A 23,933-nucleotide genomic window follows, 5' to 3' on the forward strand; every position below is an offset into this window, starting at 1 on the left:
CTGAATATGGCGCACATCCCTAGAGATTTCCGGAGTTTGGCCGGTAGGGATTGCGGCGATCGGGGCAAGATGGTCCTCGTGTCCACCCTGCCCGTTGACGAGTCTGACGGCTTGGAGACAACTCCTCTCCGTCGCCAGCCCACACAGCGCCGCAGCGCCAAGCGCGTCGAACGCATGCTCGACGCCTGCGCGGAGTTGCTCGACGACCTCGGATACGAGGCCCTGTCGACGACGCGGATCGCCGAGCGAGCCGGGGTCGCGATCGGCTCCGTCTACCAATTCTTTCCCGACAAACGAGCCATCACCCAGGAACTGACCAGGCGCAACGTCGAGCTTTTCGTCTCGCGCGTCGGCCGTAGATTCCTGGAGGAGGACTACAAGGGCTGGTGGGAGGCCGTCGACGCGATCATCGACGAATACGTCGACATGCATCGAAGCGTTCCCGGCTTCAAGAGCCTGCACTTCGGTGACGTGGTCGACCTCAACCTGCTCGACTCCGACTCCGACAACAACACCGTGATCGCCGGCCGGTTGCGGGGGCTGCTGCTCGAGGAGTACGGCCTGGCCGACAGCGAGGAGCTGGACCTGGCCGTCCTGGTGGCGGTCGAGGCCGGCGACGCGGTGCTCAAGCTGGCCTTCCGCAGGGACCCAGGCGGCGAGCCGCAGATCATCGAGGCGGCCAAGACGCTGATCAGGGGCTTCCTGTCGCACCAGCTCGGCCCGAGCAGGCCGATCACCCTGTAGTCGCCACCCGGGTGGATGTCACCGCGGGGATGTCACCGGGGGGATGTCGCTGTGGAGGGCGTCACCGCGGGGGCGTCACCGCGGCGGGCAGCCATTCGAGGGGCGGCACCACGGGCTGCTGTTCGTCGGGGCGGCCCTGAGCTCTCTTCGCGCGTGCCTGTTTCGCCTCGCGGGCCTCGCGCTCGAACGCCTCGATCGGTGGCGGCGGTGGCGGCGGGAGATAGTCGCACGGCTTCGGCACCGAGACCGGCCTGGTCTCGGCGGCCAGCTCGGCCCTGACCCGTGACTCCCACATCCGGAGATCGTGCTCGGCCGATTCCACGGCTTCCATCCGGGCCGAAAGATAGCCCGCGGTGCCGGGAACGACGGTTGCGAGCACGGCCGCACAGGCCAGAGTGAAGGTCAGTTGTCGTGACATCGCCCGCCTCACTCCCCCCACGTCGTCGCTACCGCGCCCGGTATATGCCCCCTGGCCTGGACGGACACGCGGTGTGTGTCACGACATGCACAAACCGTTGCCCAAGCTGTGCCATCACGGCCCTGGGAATTGTCCAGGCAAAGGAGAGCATTGCTCGGTAGTCTCGGCGGTGTGGCGCATGTGACCCGTGAGCACCTTGATCGGTTGCTTGAGCAGGCTCTTCTGGCAGACGACCATGGCACGTTGGCCAGGCAGCTCGGTGATCTCGCCCTCGACTACTCCTCGGGAGACGTGTCCAGGGCGTCGATCTTCGTGCTGGCTGCCGACGAGTGGCGGCAAGCCGGACAGCCGGCCCGTGCTCTGGAGTGTTTCCAGCGCGCGGTGGAGGACGGCGGCGACGCCGGATTCGACCCGCGCGCGGGGATAGCCGACACACTCTTCGAGCTCGACCGGCCGGACGAGGCGCGTGAGGTGATCGAGACGATCAGGTCGGAAGGCCTGGTCTCGCCCGCCACCGCGCACAATGTGGCGGAGACGCTGGTGGCATACGGCGACCTGCGGACCGGCCTGGAGTGGGCCACGCAGGCCGTGCTCACCTGTGACGAGCACGACCCCGACCACCTGGCCCTGCTCCGCACCCGCTACCGCATCCGCGTGGACCTCGGCCTCCCGGAGGACGAGCTCGACCACCAGGTGACCTGACCCGGCGCGTCCGCCGTCGCACGCACGAAGGGGACCGTGCGGACAAGCACGGTCCCCTTGTGGTGGTGCGCCGCGGATGGGAGGCGCGCCGCATCCGTGGGGTGGGGCAGGGGCCCGCCTGCGGCTCACGGTGCGGTCGTGAGCGCGGCGGGCCCGACGGGGCTGCGGCAGGTCAGCTGGTCTGCGGCAGGCCGGTCGAGGTCGAGGCAGGTCAGCCGAGGTCGAGACCGGTCAGCAGACCGCCGATCCCCACGGGAGCCTGCTTGCTGTTCACCTCGGGCACGGCCACCGGCACCGGCACGACGTCTTCCACCTTCTTCACCACGTCGGCCGTGCCCGGCAGCGACGTGACGACCTTCTTCTCGACCGGCTCAAGCCCGTGACCGGGCAGCTCCATCGAACCCGAGCCCAGGGCGCCCGCGGCGTCCGGCAGACCGGGCACGGCCTTCACCGAAGGCAGGGCGACCAGGCCGGGCACACTCGGCAGGCCGGGCAGGTCGGGCGCGGACGCCATCCTGCTGACGTCGGCGAGCCCGGCCAGGCCCGGCACGCCGATCGGAAGTGCGGGCAGGCCGGCCCCCGCCGCCACGCCCCCCATGTCCGCCACGCTCAGCACGGCGGTCGCCCGCGACATGCCGGGCAGGCCGGCCTGCTGGGCGAGCTGCTCGACCGACTTCAGCAGGCCGCTGTCCTTCGGGACCGACATCCGGCTGATCGACCCGACCGCCTGGATGTCGGTCGCCTGGTCGCAGACAGAGGCGATGGTGCTGGGCGCCTTGAGCAGGCTCACGTCGTCCTTGCAGGTGAGCGCGGAGGCGGGCCCGGTGGCCAGCCAGCTCACGCCAGCCGTGAAGGTGGCCACCGCAAGGATGCTTCGGACTGCGTTGTTCATACACGTCCCCCTGATCATGTTCGGTGATCCGACGAACGTTGAAGCTAGTCAGCGGGGCAGCCGCCGCGCGGTGGCTTGGCCGAGCCGTGGCCATGGCCTTACCTGTTCGGCGGCCGCACGTGGACGGCGCTTCACCTGCTCGGCAGCACCGTCAGGGTGTCACCCGCCTCGTCTAGGTCGACCACGACCGTGTCGCCGTCGACGATCTGACCCGACAGCACGGCCCTGGCCAGCTTGTCGCCGATGGCCGACTGCACCAGCCTGCGCAGCGGACGCGCGCCGTACATCGGGTCGTAGCCGGTCATCGCCAGCCAGTCGCGCGCCGCCGGGGTCACGGTCAGCTCCAGGCGGCGGTCGGCCAGCCGTTCGGCCAGCTTGACCACCTGGAGGTCGACGATGCTGGCCAGCTCCTCGGTGCCGAGGGCGTCGAACACGATGACGTCGTCGAGCCGGTTGAGGAACTCGGGCTTGAACGACGAGCGCACGGCGGTCATGACCGCGTCACGCTTGGCGCCGTTCTCCAACTGCGGGTCCACCAGGAACTGCGAGCCGATGTTGGAGGTCAGGATGAGGATCGTGTTGCGGAAGTCGACCGTGCGCCCCTGCCCGTCGGTCAGCCGGCCGTCGTCGAGCACCTGCAGCAGGATGTCGAACACCTCGGGATGCGCCTTCTCCACCTCATCCAGCAACACCACGGTGTACGGCCTGCGCCGCACGGCCTCGGTGAGCTGGCCGCCCTCCTCGTAGCCGACATAGCCGGGCGGTGCGCCGACGAGCCTGGCGACGCTGTGCTTCTCGGAGTACTCCGACATGTCGATGCGCGTCATCGCACGCTCGTCGTCGAACAGGAAGTCGGCCAGCGCCTTGGCCAGCTCCGTCTTGCCCACGCCGGTCGGGCCGAGGAACAGGAACGAGCCGGTCGGCCGATCCGGGTCGGCGATGCCCGCCCTGGCCCTGCGCACGGCGTCGGATACGGCCTCGACGGCCTTGTGCTGGCCGATGAGCCGCCTGCCGAGTTCGTCCTCCATGCGCAGCAGTTTGGTCGTCTCGGCCTCCAGCAGCCTGCCCGCGGGGATGCCGGTCCACGAGGAGATCACCTGGGCGATGTCGTCGGGCCCGACCTCCTCCTTGACCATGGCGTCCTCGGGCACGGCGGCCTTGGAGGCCTCCTGCAGCGCGTGCTCGAGACGGGGCACGTCGGCGTACATCAGGCGGGAGGCCGCCTCGAAGTCGCCGTCGCGCTGGGCCCGCTCGGCCGCGCCGCGCGCCTCGTCGAGCTGCTTCTTCAGCTCGCCGACCTTGTTGAGCCCGGCCTTCTCGTGCTCCCAGCGGCCGACGAGGGCGTTGAGCTCCTCCTGGCGGTCGGCCAGCTCCTTGCGCAGCCGTTCCAGGCGCTGGCGGGAGGCCTCGTCGGTCTCCTTGGCGATGGCCAGCTCCTCCATCCGCATCCGGTCGACCGTGCGCTGCAGCTCGTCGATCTCGACCGGGCGCGAGTCGATCTCCATCCGGAGCCGGGAGGCGGACTCGTCGACCAGGTCGATGGCCTTGTCGGGCAGGAACCTGTTGGTGATGTAGCGGTCGGACAGCGCCGCCGCCGCGACCAGGGAGCTGTCGGCGATCTGGACCTGGTGGTGGGCCTCGTAGCGGCCCTTGAGCCCGCGCAGGATCGCGATCGTGTCCTCGACGGTCGGCTCGCCCACGTAGACCTGCTGGAAACGCCGCTCCAGCGCGGGGTCCTTCTCGATGCGCTCGCGGTACTCGTCGAGGGTGGTCGCGCCGATCATCCGCAGCTCGCCCCTGGCCAGCATCGGCTTGAGCATGTTGCCGGCGTCCATCGCGCCTTCGGCGGCGCCCGCGCCGACCACGGTGTGCAGTTCGTCGATGAAGGTGACGACCTGGCCGTCGCTCTCCTTGATCTCCGAGAGCACGGCCTTGAGCCGCTCCTCGAACTCGCCCCTGAACTTCGCGCCCGCGACCATCGCGCCGAGGTCGAGCGAGATCAGCCGCTTGTTCTTCAGCGACTCGGGCACGTCGCCGGCCACGATGCGCTGGGCCAGACCCTCGACGACGGCGGTCTTGCCCACGCCGGGCTCGCCGATGAGCACCGGGTTGTTCTTGGTACGGCGCGAGAGCACCTGCACGACGCGGCGGATCTCGGAGTCGCGGCCGATCACGGGGTCGAGCCTGCCGCTGCGGGCACGCTCGGTCAGGTCGACGCCGTACTTCTCCAGCGCCTGGTAGGTGTCTTCGGGCGTGGCGCTGGTGACCCTGGCATGGCCGCGCACCTTCTCGAACGCGTCGAGCAGCGCCTCGGGCGTGGCGCCCTGTGACCGCAGCAGCTCGGCCGCCGGACCGCCGTCGGCCGCCAGGCCCACCAGCAGGTGCTCGGTCGAGACGTACTCGTCGCCGAGCCTGGTGGCCCGCTGCGACGCGGTGTTGATCACGGTCAGCAGCTGCCGTGAGCTCGACGGCGCCCCCACCGTCGACCCCTGCGCCTTGGGCAGCGCCGCGAGCTGCTCCTCAGCCCGCTGACGCAGCCCCTTCCAGTCGGCCCCGACAGCCTCAAGCAGAGGTATGGCGGTGCCGCCCGTCTGGTTGAGCAGGGTGGTCAGCAGGTGGACGGGGGCGATCTCAGGATTACCTTCGGCAGCGGCTCGGCGCATGGCCCCCGACAGAGCCTCCTGGCTCTTCTGCGTCAGCTTGTAGTCCATCTGTCAAACCCCCGGTGGTAGCTCGTATCTGATCAATGCTCTGACCGTCGACATCTCGGCGCGCAGCCGAAGGACCTCTTCGCGCAGCCGCAGGGCTTCGTTCTCCAACTCCAGGATCCGCTTGATCCCGGCCAGGTTGATGCCCTCCTCCTGCGACAGGCGCTGCACCTCGCGCAGCTGGACGATGTCGCGGGTGGAGTAGAGGCGGCCGCGGCCCGCCGTGCGGCCCGGGCTCACCAGGCCCAGCCGGTCGTACTGACGCAGGGTCTGCGGATGCAGGCCGGACAGTTGCGCCGCCACCGAGATCACGTAGACGGGAGTGTCGTCGGACAGATCGAAGTAGTTGGCGTCCATCGGCTTACTCGCTTCTGGCCTTCAGGATGAGGTCGGCGCGCGGGTCCTCGCCCGCGCTCGCTTCACGGAACTCGTTGAGCAGCTCGCGCGACTTCTCGTCGAGGTGCTGCGGGACGAGGACCTCGACCGTCACCAGCAGGTCGCCCTTGGTGCCGTCCTTGCGGGTGACGCCGCGACCGCGCACACGCATGGTGCGGCCGTTGGGCGTGCCCTCGGGGATGCGCAGGGTGACGGGCAGGCTCCTGAGCACCGGGACCTTGATCTCGGCGCCGAGCGCGGCCTCGGTGAACGTCACCGGGACCGTGATCGTCAGGTTGTCGCCGGTGCGGCCGAACACCGCGTGCGGCTTGACGTGCGTGACGATGTAGAGATCGCCCGCGGGACCGCCGTTCTCGCCCGGAGCGCCCTTGCCCTTGAGCTTGACGCGCTGGCCGTCGGCGACTCCCGCCGGGATGCGCGCGTTGATGGTGCGGGTGCTCTTGCCCCTGCCACTGCCCTCGCACACCTGGCACGGGTCGTCGACGAGCAGACCCCTGCCCTTGCAGTCGCGGCAGGGCTCGGAGAAGGCGAAGTTGCCCAGGTTGCGGCTGGCCGCGCCGGTGCCGTCACACGTCGGGCAGACGCGTGGCGTGGTGCCGGCCTTGGCGCCGGTGCCCGAGCACGCGGTGCACGCCGACGAGCTGGTCAGCCGCAGGGCGACGGTCGCGCCCTCGACGGCCTCGGTGAACGACAGGGTGACCTCGGACTCGATGTCCTGGCCACGGCGGGGCCGCGTCGTCGTCGAACGCGTGCCCCCCGTGCCGCTGTTGCCTCTGTTGAACAGACCCCCGAACAGGTCGCCGATCCGCTCGCCCGCGCCGCTCTGCTGGTTGTTGGTGCCACCGAACAGGTCGCCGAAGTCGAACGGGAAGCCCCCACCGCCCGCGCCCCCCCTGGGCGCGCCCAATCCCGATCCGAACAGCGTGCGCGCCTCGTCGTACTCCTTGCGGCGCTTGGTGTCGGACAGGATGTCGTAAGCCTCGGAGACCTCCTTGAACTTGGTCTCCTTCTCCGGGCTGCCCTGATTGGCGTCAGGGTGATACTGCCTGGCCAGCTTGCGGTAGGCCTTCTTGATCTCTTCGGCGCTGGCGGACTTGGGCACACCAAGGACGGCGTAGTAGTCCTTCTCCAGATAGTCCTTGGTGCTCATCTATGGTCCTTTCGGGGGTCTGCTCTTGGTCTTACTCTGACGCGGGGTTTCCCTCGGACGCGGGCGCGTCCTCGGGCTCGGCGACGGCCACCCGCGCCGGGCGCAGGATCCGCTCACCGATCCGGTAACCGGGCTGGAAGACCTCTACGCAGGTCGGCTCGGTCACGTCGGACGAGTAGCTGTGCATCAACGCCTCGTGCACGGTCGGGTCGAAAGGATCGCCCTTGGTGCCGAAGGAGTCGAGTCCGAGCTTGGTCGTGGCCGCCTCCAGCTGCTCGCTCACCTTGGCGAAACCGCCGGTGAGCTCGCCGTGGTCGCGTGCCCTTCCGATGTCGTCGAGCACGGGCAGCAGCTCGGTCAGCACGCTTGCGACGGCCTGCTCCTTGACCGCGAGCCTGTCACGCTCGACCCTGCGCCGGTAGTTGGTGTACTCGGCCTGCAACCGCTGAAGGTCGGCCGTCCGCTCGGCGACCTGCGCGAGCAGGTCGCCGTCCTGGGCGGAGGGCTCCGGGGCGGGGGCGGCGGGCTCGGCCTGCTCGGCCGTGCGCGCCTTGCCCGTCTCCGGGTCGATCTTCCGGTTGTCGCGGATCACCGGCTCCTCGTGCGGCCCGTTCTCACGCGTGTTCACGGTTCGTGCTCCCCTCGATTCGCGTGAGCGGCCTACTTGTCGTCCTTCTTCGGCTGCTCGTCGTCGACGATCTCGGCCTCGACGACGTCGTCGTCGGCGCCCTTCTCGCCGCCCGCACCGGGGGCCTCGCCGCCCGGAGCCGCGCCGCCCTCGGGGCCGCCCTGGTTCTGGGCGTAGATCGCGGTGCCCATCTTCTGGCTGACGGTCGCGAGCTTCTCGGCCGAGGTGCGGATCACGTCGGTGTCGGTGCCCTCAAGCGCCTTCTTCAGCTCGGCCAGCGCCTCGTTGACCTCGGTCTTGATCTCGCCAGGGATCTTGTCGTCGTTGTCGTTGACGAACTTCTCCGTCTGGTAGACCAGCGCGTCCGCGTTGTTGCGGACCTCGGCCTCCTCGCGGCGCTTCTTGTCCTCGTCGGCGTAGGACTCGGCCTCGCGCATCATGCGCTCGATGTCGTCCTTCGGCAGCGCGGAGCCGCCGGTGATGGTCATCGTCTGCTCCTTGCCGGTGCCGAGGTCCTTGGCGGAGACGTTGACGATGCCGTTGGCGTCGATGTCGAAGGTGACCTCGATCTGCGGGATGCCGCGCGGCGCCGGGGCGATGCCGGTCAGCTCGAAGGTGGCCAGCTTCTTGTTGTAGGAGGCGATCTCACGCTCGCCCTGGTAGACCTGGATCTGCACCGACGGCTGGTTGTCCTCGGCCGTGGTGAAGACCTCGGAGCGCTTGGTCGGGATCGTGGTGTTGCGCTCGATGATCTTCGTGAAGATCCCGCCCTTGGTCTCGATGCCCAGCGACAGCGGGGTCACGTCGAGCAGCAGGACGTCCTTGACCTCGCCCTTGAGCACACCGGCCTGGAGCGCGGCGCCGATGGCCACGACCTCGTCCGGGTTGACGCCCTTGTTGGGGTCCTTGCCGCCGGTCAGCTCCTTGACGAGCTCGGTGACGGCGGGCATGCGGGTCGAGCCGCCGACGAGCACCACGTGGGCGATGTCGGAGACCTTGATGCCGGCGTCCTTGATGACCTGGTGGAAGGGACCCTTGGTCCGCTCGAGCAGGTCGGCGGTCAGGCGCTGGAACTCGGCCCGGGTGAGCTTCTCGTCCAGGTGCAGCGGGCCCTCGGCCGAAGCCGTGATGTAGGGCAGGTTGATGCTGGTCTCGGCCTGGCTGGACAGCTCGATCTTGGCCTTCTCCGCGGCCTCGCGCAGGCGCTGCAGAGCCATCTTGTCCTTGGCCAGGTCGACGCCGTGCGCGTTCTTGAACCTGTTGACGAGCTCGTCGACGACGCGCTGGTCCCAGTCGTCGCCACCGAGGTGGTTGTCGCCGGAGGTGGCCTTGACCTCGACGAAGCCGTGACCGTCGTCCTGGCCGACGTCGAGCAGGGACACGTCGAAGGTGCCGCCGCCGAGGTCGAAGACGAGGATGGTCTCGTCCTTCTCCTTGTCGAGGCCGTAGGCGAGGGCCGCGGCGGTGGGCTCGTTGATGATGCGCAGGACGTTGAGGCCGGCGATGGTGCCCGCCTCCTGCGTCGCCTGGCGCTGGGCGTCGTTGAAGTACGCCGGGACGGTGATCACCGCGTCGGTGATCTTCTCGCCCAGGTAGGCCTCGGCGTCCTGCTTGAGCTTCTGCAGGACGAAGGCGCTGATCTGCTGGGGCGAGAACTTCTTGCCGTCGATCTCGACGGACCAGTCGGTGCCCATCTCGCGCTTCACGGAGCGGATGGTCCGCTCGACGTTGGTGACGGCCTGTCGCTTGGCGACCTCGCCAACCAGGACCTCGCCGTTCTTCGCGAAGGCGACCACGGACGGCGTGGTCCGCGAGCCCTGTGCATTGGCGATGACGGTGGGCTCACCGCCCTCGAGGATCGAGACGACGGAGTTGGTCGTCCCCAGGTCGATACCTACCGCACGTGCCATGAGTACGTCCTTGTAGTCAAAGTTGAGTCGGTCAGACTCAATCTAGGGTCGGGTGGAGGCTTTGTCAAACGACTTGAGCCTACCCGACTCAACCCCAATCGCCGTGAAAGCATTCCGGCTAATCGGGCAAAAGACCCCGCACGCTGAACGAAGCAGTCAGCAAGGTCGTTCCAAGGACGTACTCAAGGCACGTGGGCTACTTCTTCGCCCCGTCGACCAGCTTGCGCTTGCCCAGCGGCTTGGCGAGCCTGACCGTGGTGGTCTTCTCCACGGCGATCATGATGCAGGCGACGTCCTTCGCCGTGGCCGCCGTGCCCTCGTACAGGGTGATCGTGACCTTCCTGGCCGTCTCCTTGACCTTCACGCGGTCGAGCACGGTGCACGGCTCGACGCCCGACCACCACCTGAGGCGGACCGTGCGGGTGTTGCCCGTCAGCGGCTTGGCGCTGACCCAGGTCACTTTCCGCGCGCCGATCGTGTGGCCGACCGGCCTGACCGGCTTGGGGCCCGTCTGCGCCTCGTGAACGGCGGGCTGTACGGCGGGCTGTGCGACGGCGGCTGGCTGGGGGAGAGGCTGCGCGACGGCGGCGGGCGCGGCGGCGCAGCCCACGGTCAGAAGCAGACATCCGGCGACTAGAGTTCGCATACCCCTTCGACGGCTGGGACACCGTGGACGGTTCACCGATCGCCTCGGGCGCAGGTCGGCGCGGCGACACCGCGCGGGCCGGGGCGCTGCGGTTAGGCTGAATGGCGTGCTACGTGACGTTCTGCTTGCCGTTTCGCGCAGTGAAAGGGCCGAGCGCCTTCTCACCTCCTCGCCGCTGACCCGCGGTGTGGTCAGGCGATATGTCGCCCAGGACGTCGAGGCCGTGGTGGCCAAGCTGACCGGCAAGGGGCTGCTCGTCACCGTCGACCACCTCGGCGAGGACATCACCGACGCGACGAGGGCCGAGCACGGTGTGCGCGCCTACCTGCGTCTCATGGGCACGCTGCCGCCCGGCGCCGACGTCTCGGTCAAGCTCACCTCGCTCGGCCTGCGCCTGTCGGAGCAGCTCGCACTCGACAACGCGGCCACGATCTGCGAGGCGGCGAGCGCCGCCGGTCTCACCGTGACGCTCGACGCCGAGGAGCACGACACGGTCGTCGCCCAGCTCTCGGTGCACGCGACCCTGCGCAAGGAGCACCCCGACGTCGGCGTGGTCGTCCAGGCCTACCTGCGCGACGCCGCCGACGCCTGCCGCTCGCTCGGCGGATCGCGCGTGCGCCTGTGCAAGGGCGCCTACACCGCGCCCGACTCGCTCGCCCACACCTCGGCCGCCGCGATCGACAGGTCGTTCGCCCGCTGCCTCAAGATCCTCATGTCGGGCTCGGCCTACCCGATGGTCGCCACCCACGACCCCAGGCTCATCGAGATCGCCTCGGCCCTGGCCGTGCTCAACGACCGCGACGCCGACGCCTTCGAGTTCCAGATGTTGTACGGCGTGCGCCCCGACGAGCAGGAGCGCCTGGCCGGGCTCGGCGCCAAGGTGCGTGTGTACGTGCCCTACGGCTCCGACTGGTACCCCTACCTGATGCGCCGTCTGGCCGAGCGCCCCGCGAACCTGGTCTTCTTCCTGAGGTCGCTGACCTCCAGGGACTGAGCGGCTGGATACCATGCGAGCCCTGGACCGAGCGGGTACGTAGCGGGTGAGGTGCTGTCATGATCGCGATTTTGGGCACGGGCAAGATGGGCGAGGCCCTGATGTCGGGGCTGCTGCGGGCCGGTTTCAAGCCGGGCGACATCATGGCCACGGCCAGGCGCCCCGAGCGCGGTCAGGCCCTGCGTGAGCGCTACGGCGTCCAGGTCGTCTCCAACGCCGAGGCGGCCAAGAGCGCGGGTACACTCATCCTGGCCGTCAAGCCGCAGGACATGGGCACCCTGCTGGCCGAGATCGGCGCGCACGTTCCGTCGGGCACGCTGGTGATCTCGGCGGCGGCCGGCATCACCACCGCGTTCGTCGAGCAGCGCCTGGCCGACGACGTGCCGGTCGTGCGCGTGATGTCCAACACGCCGGTGCTGGTCGACGAGGCGATGAGCGTCATCTCGGCGGGCGCGCACGCGGGCGAGGAGCACCTGAAGCTGACCGAAGACCTGCTCAGGCCGGTCGGCAAGGTGCTGCGCATCCCCGAGTCGCAGCAGGACGCCGCCACCGCGCTCTCGGGCAGCGGCCCGGCCTACTTCTTCTTCCTGGTCGAGGCCATGGTGGACGCCGGGATCCTGCTGGGCATGCCGAGGGCGGCAGCGCTCGACATGGTCACGCAGTCGATCGTGGGCGCGGCGATCATGCTGCGCGACTCGGGGGAGCACCCGGTCATCCTGCGCGAGGCGGTCACCTCGCCTGGCGGCACCACGATCGCGGCCATCGCCGAGCTCGAACGCCACAGTGTGCGCGCCGCCTTCCTCGCCGCCATCGAGGCGGCCAGGGACAGAGGGCGTGAGCTGGCGGCCGGCTGAGCGCGGATCCGGACAGGACTGAACAACACGGCGTGGGAAGGGTGCGGCTCCACGAATAATTGGGGATCGACCGGAGGGGGACCACGTGCCGCGCCCGAGCACGCCGCTGCTCAGCCGTACATCCATCGCAGCCACCGCGCTGGCGATCATCGATCAGGAGGGTGCGCATGCGCTGACGCTGCGGCGCATCGCCGATCGGATGGGGGTGCGGGCCTCGTCGTTGTACAACCACGTGGCCTCGCGCGAGGAGATACTCGACCTCGTCACCGATCTGATCAACGAGGAGCTCGACCTCGACGCGCTCGACGATCCCGACTGGCGGCGCGGGCTGACGGCGTTCGCGCGCTCCTACCGAAGGGCCTATGCCGCCCATCCCAGGGCCACGCCGCTCATCGCCTCGCGTGACGTGCGCACCGAGCGGGCGGCGCGCGGCTACGAGCGCACGCTGGAGCGGCTGGTGGAGGCGGGGTGGTCGGACGAGGCGGCCCTGAAGATCATTCTGGCCGTCGACCATCTGGTGCTCGGCTCGTCGATCACGCCGTTCACCGGGCTGCTCAACCTTCCGGCCGAGCTCGGCGTCAGGCATCCGAGGCTCGTGCACACGATGGGGCTGGTCGATCCACAGGCTGTGGACGAAGAGGCGTTCGAGCTGGTCCTGGGCGCGCTGCTGGCGGGGCTGTCGCCGCCGCTTTGATACCAAGGCTTACCATTTCGGGCTGTGAGTGCACCCCCCGCCGTCTGGTCCCGAGACTTCACCCTCTTCTTCACCGCTCGTACCGTCTCGATGCTGGGCGCCGGGATGATGCCCGTCGCCACGGCGCTGGGCATGCACGGGGCCGGGTACGGCTCCACGGGGGTCGGCCTGGCGCTGGCCGCCTGGATGGCGCCGATGGCCGGGCTCATCCTGTTCGGCGGCGTTTTCATGGACAGGTTCACACCGCGCCGGATGATGGTCGGGGCCGACCTGGTCAGAGCCGTGAGCCAGGGCGTCACCGCCGTGCTGTTCGTCACGGGCAGGCCGGGGCTGTGGGAGATCCTCCTGCTGTCGGCGGTGTCGGGCGCGGCGACCGCGATGTACCTGCCGGGCGTGGCGGGCACCGTACCCAAGATCGTCACTGATGTGCAGCGGGCCAACGCCACCATGCGGGTGTCGGAGTCGATCATGCAGCTGGTCGGGCCGGGGCTCGGCGGGGCGCTGGTCGGGCTCGCCGGTGTGGGCGTCGTGTTCGCCGTCGACGCGGCCGGGTTCCTGGTCAGCGCGCTCTGCCTGCTGCTCATGCGGGTCAGGATCGCGCGCAGCGCCTCGGAGAACGAGCCCATGGTGCGCAGGCTGCGCGAGGGCTGGGTGGAGTTCCGCTCGCGTACGTGGATGTGGAGCGTGATCCTCATCTGGGTGGCGTTCGGCATCACGCTGTTCGGGCCCATGATCCCGCTCGGCTCCGAACTCGTCACCGCCGCGCACGGCCAGACCGCGTACGGGCTGGTGCTGTCGGCCGGTGGCGCGGGCACCATCGTCGGCGGGCTGCTGGCCATGCGGCTGCGTCCGGCCAGGCCGCTGGCGGCGGGTGCGACGGCGCTGTTCCTGTTCGCCCTTGAGCCGCTCAGCATCGCCTTCGGCCTGCCGCTCGGCGCGATCATGGGGGCGCACGTGCTGGGCGGGGCCGGATGGGCGTTCTGGTCGGTCATGTGGGCCACCAGTGTGCAGACCATGGTCGCCCCCGATGCGCTGAACCGGGTCAGCGCCTACGAGATCGGCGGCTCCACGATGGCGGTGCCCATCGGGCAGGCGCTCGCCGGACCGGTCGCGGGCGTGGTCGGCGCGGCGCAGGTGCTGACGTTCGCGGGCGTGGTCGCGGCGGCCGGATGCACGTTGCTGCTGGTGATCGCGCCCATCCGGCGACTCGGCAGGAGCACGCCCGGCCGCGTGCCGGTGCGCGAGGAACACCAGACGGTGTAGGAAGCGCCGTTGGCACGGGGTTCGGCACACGGGCGCATGACCCGGTCTTTACGATGGGTCGGGTGACGTTACGTCGCGGCCTCCCACCGCTGATCGTCGTGCTCGCGCTCACCGGCTGTTCGGCCGAGGAGCCATCCAAGGTCCAGACCGCCGAGGTGGGCAGGACGGCGATCGTCGAGATCGTCGAAGCGCCCGCCACCATCGGCGCACGGGCCACCGCCACCCTGCGCTCCCCGGCGCAGGGCACCCTGGCCAAGCTCTACGTCCGTGACGGCGACCAGGTCAAGAAGGGCCAGCTGCTGGCCAGGATCGGCTCACCCCAGGCCGAGGACCAGCTCAAGCAGGCCCGCAAGGCCGCCGCCCTCACCTCCTCGACCACACCGCGCGCCGCCTTCGCCGCGCCGAGCCTCACGCTGCCGAAACCCGACACGCGCCGGCTCGACGCCAAGATCCGCGCCCACTTCGCCGACGCCCGCCGTACGGCCAGGCGCATCGACGACCCGGCGGCGCGCAAACAGGTGCTCGCCGCGCTCGACATGGCCGCGGCCCAGCACGAGAGCCAGCGTCAGGCGCTCTCGCAGATCACCGCGAGCCTCAGCCGTTCGGTCAACGGGGTGCTGTCCAGCCTCACCGGCCAGCTCACCAGCGGGCTCGGCGGGCTCACCTCGTCGATGACCTCGCTGCAGGCCGCCTCGCGTACCCAGGCCAAGGCCACGGTCAAGGCGGCGCGGACGATGGTGAAGTCGCTCACCATCAAGGCGCCGTTCTCCGGCGTCGTCACGCTCGGCAGGTCAGGCGGCTCGCCGGGCGGGGCGAACCCCCTCAGCGGCCTGCTCGGCCAGCTGCCCGGCGGAGCGCAGGCGCCGGCGCTGCCTTCGGGCGGCGGCTCCTCCTCCGGCGGCGGCGCGGTCGCGATCGGCGTGCCGGTCTCGGCGGGCGACGCCATCGTCACCGTCACCGATGTGTCCAGGCTCACGCTGTCCGCCGACATCGACGAGACCGACGTCCTGCTCGTCGAACGCGGCACACCCGCCCAGGTCGAGCTCGACGCCGTGCCGGGCGCCACCTACACGGCCGAGGTCACCGGCGTCGGCGTCACGCCCATGGAGACGAGCACGGGCGGGGTCAGCTACCCGGCCCAGCTCGAACTCGGCCCCGGCCGCTTCGACGACGGCGGCGAGGCGCCCAGGCCCAAACCGGGGATGAGCGCCGTCGTACGTCTCACCGTGCGCGACGCGCCCGACGCCGTGGCCGTGCCCGCATCGGCCATCGTCACCAGCGGCCGTGACAGCGTCGTCTGGGTCGTCGCGGGCGGCAAGGCCCAGCGCAGAGTCGTCAAGCTCGGGGCGCAGGGCGAGTCCATGGTCCAGGCGCTGAGCGGTGTCGCGGTCGGCGACGTCGTGGTCGCCAAGGGCGCCGACTCCGTACGGCAGGGACAGTCGATCCCATGACGCCCGCCGCGCTGGAGGCCGTGGACCTGACGCGGGCCTACCAGCTCGAAGGGGTGTCGGTCGAGGCGCTGCGTGGAGTGACGCTGAGGATCGGGCAGGGCGAGTTCGTGGCGATCATCGGCCCTTCGGGATCGGGCAAGTCGACGCTCATGCACCTGCTGGGCTGCCTGGACCGGCCCACGACCGGCGTGCTCAGGGTCAACGGCGTGGAGATGGCCGGACTGTCGGACACGGCGCTCGCCGAGCTGCGCAACCGGACGATCGGGTTCGTGTTCCAGTCCTTCCACCTGCTCGGGCGTACCTCCGCGCTGGACAATGTGGCGCTGCCGCTCGTCTACAGGGGCGTCGGCAGGGCCGAGAGGCGCGAGCGGGCCAGGCAGGCGCTGACGGCCGTCGGGCTCGGGCATCGGCTCGACCATCGGCCGTCGCAGATGTCGGGCGGCGAGCAGCAGCGCGTCGCCATCGCCAGGGCCCTGGTCGGCGAGCCCGCCGTGCTCCTGGCCGACGAGCCGACGGGCAACCTCGACACGCGCAACGGCGGCGAGGTCATGGCCATACTCGACCGGCTCAACAGCGAGCGCGGTGTGGCCGTCGTCCTGGTCACGCACGAGCCCGAGGTGGCCGCGCACGCCAGACGGCAGATCCACGTCCGCGACGGGCTCATCGAACTCGACACCGGGGACGACCCAGGACGAGGACAGGAGGGCCGTGATGCGGGGGCGTGAGGCGTTCTTCATGGCGTTGGAGGCGCTGCGGGTCAACCGGCTGCGCAGCCTGCTGACCATGCTCGGCGTCATCATCGGCGTCTCGGCCGTCGTCGTGCTCGTCGCGGTCGGCACCGGGGCCAAGAACGCGGTCGAGAGCGAGATCGCCGGGCTCGGCAGCAACATCATCCTCGTCGTGCCCGGCCAGATCGGCGTCGGCGCCGCGCCCACCCAGAGCAGGCTGCAGCTGGCCGACGCGGCCTTCGTCAGGCGTGTGGTCGGCGACCCGGGCAAGGTGACGGTCAGTGTGAACTCGGGCGAGACCGTCAGGGTCGGCAGGACCGAGGTCTTCGTCACGGTCGTCGGCACCGACCAGAACCTGCCCAACATCTTCAACCGCCCTCTGGAGCGCGGCCGCAACCTCAGCGAGACCGACGTCGACACCAGGCGCAGGGTCGCGATACTCGGCGCCGAGGTGGCCGATCGGCTGTTCGGCGACGTGGACCCGCTCGGCAGGCAGGTGTCGATCTCCGGAGCGCGTTTCCGCGTCATCGGCGTCTACGCGACCGTCGGCGCCACGTTCGGCGTGGCACGGGACCAGGAGATCCACCTGCCGGTGACGACCGCGCAGCGGCTGATCGGCGCGCCGAGGATCAACGGCATCGCGATCGGCGCCTCCGGGCCGGACGAGATCGAGCCGCTGCAGGCCAAGGTGGTCGCGGCGCTGGGCGAGAGGTACCCGGGCGAGCGGTTCTCGGCCGTCACGCAGACCCAGCTGCTCGGCACGATCGGCAGTGTGCTCGACATGCTGACCGGTGTCCTGGCCGCCATCGCCGGGATCTCGCTGCTGGTCGGCGGGGTCGGGGTGTCCAACATCATGCTGGTCAGCGTGCGGGAGCGGACCCGGGAGATCGGTCTGCGCAAGGCGCTCGGGGCGCGGCAGCGCGACGTGCTGACCCAATTCCTCATCGAGGCGGTGCTGCTGACCACCGTGGGCGGGGTGACGGGCATCGCACTCGGCGTCTCGGCCTCGCTGCTCATCGACACCCTGTCGCCGGTGCCCGCCGCGATCACCTGGTGGTCGGTGGCGCTGGCGTTCGGGGTGTCGGTGGCGGTCGGCGTCTTCTTCGGCGTGCAACCGGCCCGCCGCGCCGGGCGGCTGGACCCGGTGATCGCGCTGCGGGCCGAGTGAGCGGCCGTCCCTACGCGTCGCGGCGGCGCATCAGGACCGCCGCGGCGACCATCGCGACCGCGATCCAGGCGAGGTAGACCCCGAACCCGGCCCACGGCCCCAGCGAGTCGGGCCTGACCTCGGTCTGCGTGATCAGCTGCCCGGCGTTGGAGGTGAAGTACGTGGAGATGGTACGGCCCACCTCGCCGGGCAGCAGCGGCACCATCGTCGGCAGCACGAAGATCAGTGCGATGACCGCGACGAGCGCGCCGGGCGTGTGCCTGATCAGCGCGCCGATCGCCAGTCCGAACAGACCGCTGGCCGTGAGGTACAACGCCGTGCCGATCACCGCACGCGTCACGCCCGGGTCGCCGAGCGAGGAGGCGAACCCGGTGCCCGACAGCACCGCCTGACCGGCGAAGAACGAGACGAACGCCGCGACGCCCGTCACCACCAGCGAGACCGCAGTGAACACCGCCATCTTGCCCGCCAGCAGCTTCAACCGCTGCGGCACGGCCAGGAACGAGGTGCGGATGGCGCCCGTCCGATACTCGCTGCTGATCACCAGCACGCCCAGTGAGGCCATCGCGAGCGCCGCGAACGACACCCCGCTCAGCGCCGTCGACGCGCCGTCGAACCCCTCCTTGCCGAGATCGGTGTTGGCCAGCGCGAGCGACAGGCCCACGCCGAACAGCAGCATCACCGCCGCCGCCGTGCCCAGCGTCCACATCGTGGAACGCACTGAGCGCATCTTGGTCCACTCGGACCGCAGAACGTCCGTCATGCCGCCACCGCCTCGTACTCGGTGCTGTCCTTGGTCAGTTCCATGTAGGCCGCCTCCAGCGTGGGCTGGACGACCGTGAGCTCCTCCAGCACCACACCGGCCCGCGCCGCGCGCGTGCCGATCTCCAGTGCGGTCATGCCGGTCACCCGCAGGTGGTCGCCGTGCAGCTCACCGCATTCGAGCAGTACGGCGAGCTGCGGCAGATGCGGCGAGCGGATCCGCACATAGGCCTGCGACGAGCGTCCGATGAACTCCCGCACGCTGGTGTCGGCGATGAGCCTGCCCCTGCCGATGACGATGAGATGGTCGGCCGTCTGCGCCATCTCGCTCATGAGATGGCTGGAGACGAACACCGTCTTGCCCTCGGCGGCCAGGCCGCGCATGAGGTTGCGGATCCAGAGGATGCCCTCCGGGTCGAGGCCGTTGACCGGCTCGTCGAACATGAGGATCTCCGGGTCGCCCAGCAGCGCGGCGGCGATGCCGAGCCGCTGCGACATACCGAGCGAGAACCCGCCGACCCGCCTCTTGGACACCTCGCTCAGCCCGACGACGCCCAGCACCTGGCGTACTCTCGCCGCCTCGATCCCGTTGGCCTGGGCCAGCGCCAGCAGGTGGTTGTAGGCCGTGCGCCCGCCGTGCACCGCCTTCGCGTCCAGCAGCGCGCCCACCTTGCGCAGGGGGTGCCTGTGCTCGGCGTACGGCCTGCCGTCGATGAGCACCGATCCGTCCGACGGCCGGTCGAGTCCCAGCATCATGCGCATCGTCGTCGATTTTCCGGCGCCGTTCGGTCCGAGGAACCCGGTCACCTGCCCAGGTCGCACCTCGAACGACAGGTCCGACACCGCCACGGTGTCCCCGTATCGCTTGGTCAGGCTCATGGCCGTAATCGCTGTCATGCCTCCACCCTCCCCCCGCCTCCGCCCCCTTTCGTCCTGCCCCAGGACCGTCCTGACCCCTTGCCTCCGGAACGACCCGGTGTACCTCCTGGGATCCAGCTCCTACACCTTTGTCTCCTCCTCGAGCCCGACCCGCCGTACGCCCCCGCCTACCCCCGCGGGCTCACCACCCCCGCCTCGTAGGCCACGATCACCGCCTGGGCGCGGTCGCGGACGCCCAGCTTGCTGAACAGGCTGGTGACGTGGTTCTTCACCGTCGACGGCGACACCTGCAGCGACTGTGCGATCTCCGTGTTGGACAGCCCCCGTGCGATCAGCACCAGCACCTCCCGCTCCCGGTCGGTCAGCACCTCCAGCCCGGCGGGCGCCGCGGCGACGCGCGGGCGGGAGGCGCGGACGAAGGTGCCGATGAGGCGGGTCAGGAGGCGGGGGGCGACGGCGGACTCGCCGCGGTGCACGACGCGGACGCCTTCGACGAGCTCCTCGGGCGAGACGTCCTTGGGCAGGAAGCCGGAGGCCCCGGCCCGGAGCATGGCCACGACGTGCTCGTCGAGGTCGAACGTGCTCAGCGCCAGTACCCTGACCTCGCCGAAGTCACGCGTGATGCGCTCGGTCGCCTGGACGCCGTCGAGCTCGGGCATGTGCAGGTCCATGAGCACGACGTCCGGCCTGATGCGGGCGCCGAGCTCGACGGCCTCGACGCCGTCGGCGGCCTCCCCGACGACGGTGATGTCGGGCTGGGAGTTGAGGATCAGCCGGAACCCGGTCCGGACCAGCGCCTCGTCGTCGACCAGCAGAACCTTGATCATGTACGTGCCTCCACGGGCAGCGGGATCCTCGCGTGCACCCGGAACCCGCCCTGCGGACGCGGACCGGTCTGGAGCTGACCGCCGCACAGCGCGACGCGCTCGGCCATCCCGCCGAGCCCGAACCCGGAGGGCGGCGCCCCGATCAGCCTGGCAGACGGCAGGCCGGGCCCGTCGTCGACCACCTCGACCTCGACCGCCCCCTGCGCATAGCTCAGCGACACACTGGCCCTGGCGCCGGGCGCGTGCTTGCGCGTGTTGGTCAGCGCCTCCTGGACCACCCGGTAGACGGCGTGGTCCACGGCGGTGGGCAGGGCGACGGGCTCGCCGAGCACGGTCAGGCTGGCGGGCAGCCCGGCGCTCGCCGCCTGGTCGATCAGCGCGGCCAGGCCCGAGGCTCCGGGGTCGGCGCCGAGCTCGGCGTCGCCGTCGTCGGCCCGCAGCACGGTGAGCATCTGCCGCATCTCGGCCAGCGCCTGGCGTGCCATCCGCTCGGCCGAGACCAGGGCGTCCTTGGCATCGACCGGACTCTGGTCCATGCTCGACCTGGCTCCGCCCACCAGGGCGTTGATCACGCTGATGTGATGGGCGACGACGTCGTGCAGCTCGCGGGCGATCCTGCGGCGCTCGGCCCTGACGGCGTCGTCCGCGGCCTGCTGCTCGCGCCGGTCCTTCAGCTCGGTGCGCAGCCTGACGAACTGCCCGAGCCCGACGGCGAGGACCGGCCCCAGCACGATGGCCAGCTGCGTGCTGTCCACGCCGTACTTGATCAGGGCGATGAGCAGGGACCCGCACGCGGAGAGCGCGGCGGCGATCCAGGCGACGCGGCCGGGGCGGTAGCGGCCGACGCTGTAGAGGGCGATGGTCGAGGGCAGGCCGTTGGTGTTCTCGGCGCCCATGACCGTGCAGAGCACGTCGACGGCGAAGGTGAACAGCGCGACCTGGACCGGCCTGTCGCGCCGGACGAGGAGGGCCAGGGCCGACAGCGTGGTCAGCGCCGCATAGGGGGTGACCTCGTAGCCCTGCGACAGGCTCGCGATCACCGCGGCCAGCGCGAGTGCGAAGAGCACCACCACGAGTGCCACGTCGAACACCCGGGGACGGCGCATGAAGTCCCACACGGTGTTCACCGTCCCCCATGCCATGCCCAGACCTTATGTGGTCGCCACGTCGAAGGATGGCGTGGCCGCCCGCCCTGTGGACAACCTCCTCCCGCCGAATCCCGGGCCGCACGCACACCCGTAATCTGCGGAGATATTGCGTTTCGCGAAACCCGGCCCCTCCTCCCCGTAGCCGTGTGAACTCCGTGTGCTCCCGCTGCGGTAACGTCGGCCCCAGGCGATGGACGGGAGTGGCGCGCAAATGAGCCAGTCGGTGCGAGTGGTCTGGGACGACGCGCTCACCTCCTACGACTTCGGTCCAGGGCACCCGCTGGCCCCCGTCAGGGTCGAGCTCACGATGGCGCTGGCCCGTGAGCTCGGCGTGCTGGAGAAGGTGGAGCTGGTCGGCTGCGTCCCGGCCACCGACGACGACCTGGCCCTGGTGCACGGGCGCGACTACATCGACGCCGTGAAGCGGGTTTCGGTCACCGGAGCGCCCGACCTGTCGGCAGGGCTCGGCACGACCGACAACCCGGCCTTCCCCGGCGTGCACGAGGCGTCGGCGCTGATCGCCGGGGCGACGCTGGCCGCGGCGAAGGCGGTCTGGGAGGGCGAGGCCGAGCACGCGCTCAACGTCGCGGGCGGCCTGCACCACGCCATGGCCGACACCGCCAGCGGGTTCTGCGTCTACAACGACCCGGCCGTGGCCATCGCCTGGCTGCTGGCCCAGGGCGCCGAGCGCGTGGCCTACGTCGACGTCGACGTGCATCACGGCGACGGGGTGCAGGCGCTGTTCTACGACGATCCCCGCGTACTGACGATCAGCCTGCACGAGTCGCCCCGCACGTTGTTCCCCGGCACCGGGTTCCCCGAGGAGACGGGCGCCGAAGGCACGGCGGTGAACGTGGCGCTGCCCGCCGGGTGCGGTGACACGGGATGGCTGCGCGCCTTCCACGCGGTGGTGCCGCCGCTGCTGCGGGAGTTCGCGCCCGAGGTGCTCGTCACCCAGCACGGCTGCGACAGCCATGCCCTCGACCCGCTCGCCCACCTGATGCTGAGCCTGGACGGCCAGCGCACGGCCTACGAGGCGCTGCACCGGCTCGCGCACGAGACGGCGGGCGGCCGCTGGGTGGCCACGGGCGGCGGCGGTTACGAGCTGGTCCAGGTCGTGCCGAGGGCGTGGACGCACCTCATCGCCGAGGCTTCGGGTCACCCCCTCGACCCGGCGACGCCGACCGGCCACGGCTGGCGTGAGCTGGTACGGGAGCGGACCCGCGAAACGCCGCCGCTGCGCATGACCGACGGAAGGCGCCCGGAATTTCAGGACTTCTCCGGCGGTTATGACCCAGCGGACTCCATCGACCGTGCGGTCATGGCGACCCGGAACGCGGTCTTCCCCCTGCACGGCCTCGACCCGCTCCCATAGGAGATCTGTTGCTCAGCCGCGACGAATTCCGCGACCACCTGATCCGCACCCGGATCGCAGGAGACGTGGCCACGAGCCGCGAGAACAACCTGGATCACTACCGCTCCCTCGCCAATCGTGATCCGTATCACATGTTCGGCCTGTCGATGGGCCAGGACTGGTCCTACCGCGACGTGCTCGCCCTGATGGCCAAGCAGGCCGGTGTGATCGCCGATCCCGGCCACAGGGAGGGCCAGGACACGATCGACCCCGACCGCACGATCGACGCGCTGGACGCCATGGCCGACAGGATCGCCGTCACGCTGTCGGGTCAGGCGCCCAAGGTGCTCGTCGCCACAGGACACCCCACAGGGCTCCTCGTGGTGCATCTGGCGCTCGCCAGGCTCGCCAGGTCGACGGGCGCCACCCTGCTCACCCCCGCCGAGGGCTGGACGTACTGGGGAGCGGGCTTCGGGCGCAAGCGGAAGATCCGTTACCTCGAGGACATCGCCATGCTCGACGACCGGGGCGGCTTCGTGCACACCCACGACCCGGCGCCGATGGAGGCCATGGTCGCGGAGATGGGCGACGCGCGGCCCGACCTGGTGATCGCCGACCACGGCTGGGCGGGCGCGGCGGGCGAGGCGGGCATCCCGACGGTGGGGTTCGCCGACTGCAACGACCCGGCGCTGTTCCTCGGCGAGGCGGAGGGCAAGATCGATGTGGTGGTCCCGCTCGATGACAATGTGCTGCCGCGCTATTACGAACCGTTGACCGAGCGGCTTGTCACACGAGTCACGCGAGCCCTTTGAGTCGAATTCGGTCCTCCCTATACCGTCTTTTCGCGCCTGCATTCCAAGAGGCTCGTCGTCCCTTTGCCAACTTTTGATGCGGGCTGGGCGACTCTTATGACAGGGAAGTTGGACAGTTCCAGCCTCCCGGCGAGGAGCACGACCCGGCTGCTGGCCAGCGAGTTTGCTGGTTTCGCTGACAGGCGGCTCCGAAGGCTGATGAAATAGGGGGTTTGCGCACTCGGAGTCCCGACTTACGCTGACGGCAGTACACGTGCGTGAGCGATGGCACCAGTGGGGATAACCCGGAAACACGTGCGGAAGAGGCGTCCGATGGGTGCAGGCGAAAGACCTCTCAGCGAGGTGAAGTTCCTGACGGTGGCTGAAGTGGCCACGGTCATGCGGGTGTCCAAGATGACGGTGTACCGACTCGTGCATTCGGGCGAGCTACCGGCCATCAGGGTCGGTCGGTCCTTCCGAGTGCCTGAGCAGGCGGTACACGACTATCTCAGGGATGCCTACATCGAGGCTGGCTGAAGTCTCGGTGCGGATCCGAACACTGAGGTAGCGATGCGATCGGTGGTCGCGTCGTGAGTGCGGCCGCGGGTTCATCCCCCAGGGGGCGATCTACCACGGATCGCCGGTAGGCTGTTGGCCCGGTGTGCGCTCGCACACCGGTTCAGCATTTCTATCTCCACCTGGGGGTCCCGTGGGCTCTGTGATCAAGAAGCGCCGCAAGCGGATGGCCAAGAAGAAGCACCGCAAGCTGCTCAAGAAGACGCGCATCCAGCGGCGTAACAAGAAGTAGTACGACGCGACTGTGAGG

At 70.0% G+C, this 23,933-nt stretch carries 25 protein-coding genes; 13 read left to right on the forward strand and 12 right to left on the reverse strand.

The features are described 5' to 3' along the window. Positions 1–111 precede the first annotated feature (111 nt). On the forward strand, positions 112–744 hold the full coding sequence (locus ACTWNK_RS03825) for a TetR/AcrR family transcriptional regulator (RefSeq protein WP_474302107.1): 633 nt from the start codon (positions 112–114) through the stop codon (positions 742–744). A gap of 61 nt (positions 745–805) precedes the next feature. On the opposite strand, the gene ACTWNK_RS03830 is transcribed toward ACTWNK_RS03825, so the two are convergent. Then, complete coding sequence (locus tag ACTWNK_RS03830) at positions 806–1,162, reverse strand: hypothetical protein (RefSeq protein WP_474302108.1); 357 nt, start codon at positions 1,160–1,162, stop codon at positions 806–808. Positions 1,163–1,333: 171 nt separating this feature from the next. Here ACTWNK_RS03830 and ACTWNK_RS03835 point away from each other — a divergent pair, with 171 nt between their 5' ends. After that, the gene (locus ACTWNK_RS03835) at positions 1,334–1,864 is read left to right on the forward strand and encodes a hypothetical protein (protein ID WP_474302109.1); all 531 of its coding nucleotides are present in this window, start codon (positions 1,334–1,336) and stop codon (positions 1,862–1,864) included. A gap of 211 nt (positions 1,865–2,075) precedes the next feature. Here ACTWNK_RS03835 and ACTWNK_RS03840 read toward each other — a convergent pair whose 3' ends face one another. The 7 genes from ACTWNK_RS03840 to ACTWNK_RS03870 form a co-directional block, all read right to left on the reverse strand. Then, positions 2,076–2,756 carry a hypothetical protein gene (locus tag ACTWNK_RS03840; RefSeq protein ID WP_474302110.1) on the reverse strand — a complete coding sequence of 227 codons (681 nt, stop codon included), beginning with the start codon at positions 2,754–2,756 and terminating at the stop codon, positions 2,076–2,078. Positions 2,757–2,887: 131 nt separating this feature from the next. Continuing rightward, a complete protein-coding gene (gene clpB / locus ACTWNK_RS03845) occupies positions 2,888–5,467 on the reverse strand; it encodes an ATP-dependent chaperone ClpB (RefSeq protein WP_474302111.1) in 2,580 nt (859 codons plus the stop codon). A gap of 3 nt (positions 5,468–5,470) precedes the next feature. Beyond that, positions 5,471–5,821 (reverse strand): heat shock protein transcriptional repressor HspR, encoded by a 351-nt coding sequence (locus ACTWNK_RS03850; protein WP_474302112.1) that lies wholly within the window; start codon positions 5,819–5,821, stop codon positions 5,471–5,473. 4 nt (positions 5,822–5,825) lie between these two features. After that, positions 5,826–7,010: a molecular chaperone DnaJ gene (gene dnaJ / locus ACTWNK_RS03855; RefSeq protein ID WP_474302113.1), complete on the reverse strand. Its 1,185-nt coding sequence runs from the start codon at positions 7,008–7,010 to the stop codon at positions 5,826–5,828. A gap of 31 nt (positions 7,011–7,041) precedes the next feature. Continuing rightward, positions 7,042–7,638, reverse strand: a complete 597-nt coding sequence (gene grpE / locus ACTWNK_RS03860; protein WP_474302114.1) for a nucleotide exchange factor GrpE — start codon at positions 7,636–7,638, stop codon at positions 7,042–7,044. Between the two features lie 32 nt (positions 7,639–7,670). Continuing rightward, complete coding sequence (gene dnaK, locus ACTWNK_RS03865; protein WP_474302115.1) at positions 7,671–9,548, reverse strand: molecular chaperone DnaK; 1,878 nt, start codon at positions 9,546–9,548, stop codon at positions 7,671–7,673. A gap of 196 nt (positions 9,549–9,744) precedes the next feature. After that, on the reverse strand, positions 9,745–10,194 hold the full coding sequence (locus tag ACTWNK_RS03870) for a hypothetical protein (protein WP_474302116.1): 450 nt from the start codon (positions 10,192–10,194) through the stop codon (positions 9,745–9,747). A gap of 106 nt (positions 10,195–10,300) precedes the next feature. On the opposite strand from ACTWNK_RS03870, the gene ACTWNK_RS03875 reads away from it, so the two are divergent. From ACTWNK_RS03875 to ACTWNK_RS03905, 7 genes are all read left to right on the forward strand, one after another. Further along, complete coding sequence (locus tag ACTWNK_RS03875; protein WP_474302117.1) at positions 10,301–11,188, forward strand: proline dehydrogenase family protein; 888 nt, start codon at positions 10,301–10,303, stop codon at positions 11,186–11,188. 59 nt (positions 11,189–11,247) lie between these two features. Further along, positions 11,248–12,042 (forward strand): pyrroline-5-carboxylate reductase, encoded by a 795-nt coding sequence (gene proC, locus ACTWNK_RS03880; protein WP_474302118.1) that lies wholly within the window; start codon positions 11,248–11,250, stop codon positions 12,040–12,042. A gap of 85 nt (positions 12,043–12,127) precedes the next feature. Further along, entirely contained in the window at positions 12,128–12,736 is a 609-nt protein-coding gene (locus ACTWNK_RS03885) for a TetR/AcrR family transcriptional regulator (RefSeq protein ID WP_474302119.1), read from the forward strand. Positions 12,737–12,760: 24 nt separating this feature from the next. Continuing rightward, positions 12,761–13,999, forward strand: a complete 1,239-nt coding sequence (locus ACTWNK_RS03890) for an MFS transporter (protein WP_474302120.1) — start codon at positions 12,761–12,763, stop codon at positions 13,997–13,999. Between the two features lie 62 nt (positions 14,000–14,061). Then, entirely contained in the window at positions 14,062–15,450 is a 1,389-nt protein-coding gene (locus tag ACTWNK_RS03895) for an efflux RND transporter periplasmic adaptor subunit (protein WP_474302121.1), read from the forward strand. Continuing rightward, positions 15,447–16,175, forward strand: coding sequence for an ABC transporter ATP-binding protein (locus tag ACTWNK_RS03900; protein WP_474302122.1), 729 nt, complete (start codon positions 15,447–15,449; stop codon positions 16,173–16,175). The genes ACTWNK_RS03895 and ACTWNK_RS03900 overlap by 4 nt, the downstream gene beginning before the upstream one ends. Next, the gene (locus ACTWNK_RS03905; protein WP_474302123.1) at positions 16,162–17,346 is read left to right on the forward strand and encodes an ABC transporter permease; all 1,185 of its coding nucleotides are present in this window, start codon (positions 16,162–16,164) and stop codon (positions 17,344–17,346) included. Before ACTWNK_RS03900 ends, ACTWNK_RS03905 begins: the two co-directional genes overlap by 14 nt. A gap of 10 nt (positions 17,347–17,356) precedes the next feature. Here ACTWNK_RS03905 and ACTWNK_RS03910 read toward each other — a convergent pair whose 3' ends face one another. The 4 genes from ACTWNK_RS03910 to ACTWNK_RS03925 form a co-directional block, all read right to left on the reverse strand. Further along, a complete protein-coding gene (locus tag ACTWNK_RS03910) occupies positions 17,357–18,067 on the reverse strand; it encodes an ABC transporter permease subunit (RefSeq protein ID WP_474302124.1) in 711 nt (236 codons plus the stop codon). Between the two features lie 38 nt (positions 18,068–18,105). Then, positions 18,106–19,005 (reverse strand): ABC transporter ATP-binding protein, encoded by a 900-nt coding sequence (locus tag ACTWNK_RS03915; protein WP_474302125.1) that lies wholly within the window; start codon positions 19,003–19,005, stop codon positions 18,106–18,108. Between the two features lie 149 nt (positions 19,006–19,154). Further along, complete coding sequence (locus ACTWNK_RS03920) at positions 19,155–19,814, reverse strand: response regulator (protein WP_474302126.1); 660 nt, start codon at positions 19,812–19,814, stop codon at positions 19,155–19,157. Further along, entirely contained in the window at positions 19,811–20,956 is a 1,146-nt protein-coding gene (locus ACTWNK_RS03925) for a sensor histidine kinase (protein WP_474302127.1), read from the reverse strand. The genes ACTWNK_RS03920 and ACTWNK_RS03925 overlap by 4 nt, the downstream gene beginning before the upstream one ends. A 217-nt stretch (positions 20,957–21,173) precedes the next feature. Between ACTWNK_RS03925 and ACTWNK_RS03930 the strand changes: the two genes are divergently transcribed. The 4 genes from ACTWNK_RS03930 (at position 21,174) to ACTWNK_RS03945 (ending at position 23,915) form a co-directional block, all read left to right on the forward strand. Then, positions 21,174–22,337, forward strand: coding sequence for an acetoin utilization protein AcuC (locus ACTWNK_RS03930; protein ID WP_474302128.1), 1,164 nt, complete (start codon positions 21,174–21,176; stop codon positions 22,335–22,337). 8 nt (positions 22,338–22,345) lie between these two features. Then, a complete protein-coding gene (locus ACTWNK_RS03935; protein WP_474302129.1) occupies positions 22,346–23,128 on the forward strand; it encodes a phosphatase in 783 nt (260 codons plus the stop codon). A gap of 312 nt (positions 23,129–23,440) precedes the next feature. After that, positions 23,441–23,644 (forward strand): helix-turn-helix domain-containing protein, encoded by a 204-nt coding sequence (locus ACTWNK_RS03940; protein WP_012887307.1) that lies wholly within the window; start codon positions 23,441–23,443, stop codon positions 23,642–23,644. Positions 23,645–23,816: 172 nt separating this feature from the next. Then, the gene (locus ACTWNK_RS03945) at positions 23,817–23,915 is read left to right on the forward strand and encodes a 30S ribosomal protein bS22 (protein WP_018654693.1); all 99 of its coding nucleotides are present in this window, start codon (positions 23,817–23,819) and stop codon (positions 23,913–23,915) included. The last annotated feature ends 18 nt before the right edge of the window (positions 23,916–23,933 follow it).

This window comes from Nonomuraea sp. IBHARD001 (assembly GCF_056106265.1).

Excerpts from the sequence above, each read along its gene's own strand:
- ACTWNK_RS03830 (WP_474302108.1), bottom strand. The coding sequence starts at position 1,162 with ATGTCACGACAACTGACCTTCACTCTGGCCTGTGCGGCCGTGCTCGCA.
- ACTWNK_RS03840 (WP_474302110.1), bottom strand. The coding sequence starts at position 2,756 with ATGAACAACGCAGTCCGAAGCATCCTTGCGGTGGCCACCTTCACGGCT.
- clpB (WP_474302111.1), bottom strand. The coding sequence starts at position 5,467 with ATGGACTACAAGCTGACGCAGAAGAGCCAGGAGGCTCTGTCGGGGGCC.
- ACTWNK_RS03850 (WP_474302112.1), bottom strand. The coding sequence starts at position 5,821 with ATGGACGCCAACTACTTCGATCTGTCCGACGACACTCCCGTCTACGTG.
- dnaJ (WP_474302113.1), bottom strand. The coding sequence starts at position 7,010 with ATGAGCACCAAGGACTATCTGGAGAAGGACTACTACGCCGTCCTTGGT.
- dnaK (WP_474302115.1), bottom strand. The coding sequence starts at position 9,548 with ATGGCACGTGCGGTAGGTATCGACCTGGGGACGACCAACTCCGTCGTC.
- ACTWNK_RS03870 (WP_474302116.1), bottom strand. The coding sequence starts at position 10,194 with ATGCGAACTCTAGTCGCCGGATGTCTGCTTCTGACCGTGGGCTGCGCC.
- proC (WP_474302118.1), top strand. The coding sequence starts at position 11,248 with ATGATCGCGATTTTGGGCACGGGCAAGATGGGCGAGGCCCTGATGTCG.
- ACTWNK_RS03900 (WP_474302122.1), top strand. The coding sequence starts at position 15,447 with ATGACGCCCGCCGCGCTGGAGGCCGTGGACCTGACGCGGGCCTACCAG.
- ACTWNK_RS03905 (WP_474302123.1), top strand. The coding sequence starts at position 16,162 with ATGCGGGGGCGTGAGGCGTTCTTCATGGCGTTGGAGGCGCTGCGGGTC.
- ACTWNK_RS03915 (WP_474302125.1), bottom strand. The coding sequence starts at position 19,005 with ATGACAGCGATTACGGCCATGAGCCTGACCAAGCGATACGGGGACACC.
- ACTWNK_RS03920 (WP_474302126.1), bottom strand. The coding sequence starts at position 19,814 with ATGATCAAGGTTCTGCTGGTCGACGACGAGGCGCTGGTCCGGACCGGG.
- ACTWNK_RS03925 (WP_474302127.1), bottom strand. The coding sequence starts at position 20,956 with ATGGCATGGGGGACGGTGAACACCGTGTGGGACTTCATGCGCCGTCCC.
- ACTWNK_RS03930 (WP_474302128.1), top strand. The coding sequence starts at position 21,174 with ATGAGCCAGTCGGTGCGAGTGGTCTGGGACGACGCGCTCACCTCCTAC.
- ACTWNK_RS03940 (WP_012887307.1), top strand. The coding sequence starts at position 23,441 with ATGGGTGCAGGCGAAAGACCTCTCAGCGAGGTGAAGTTCCTGACGGTG.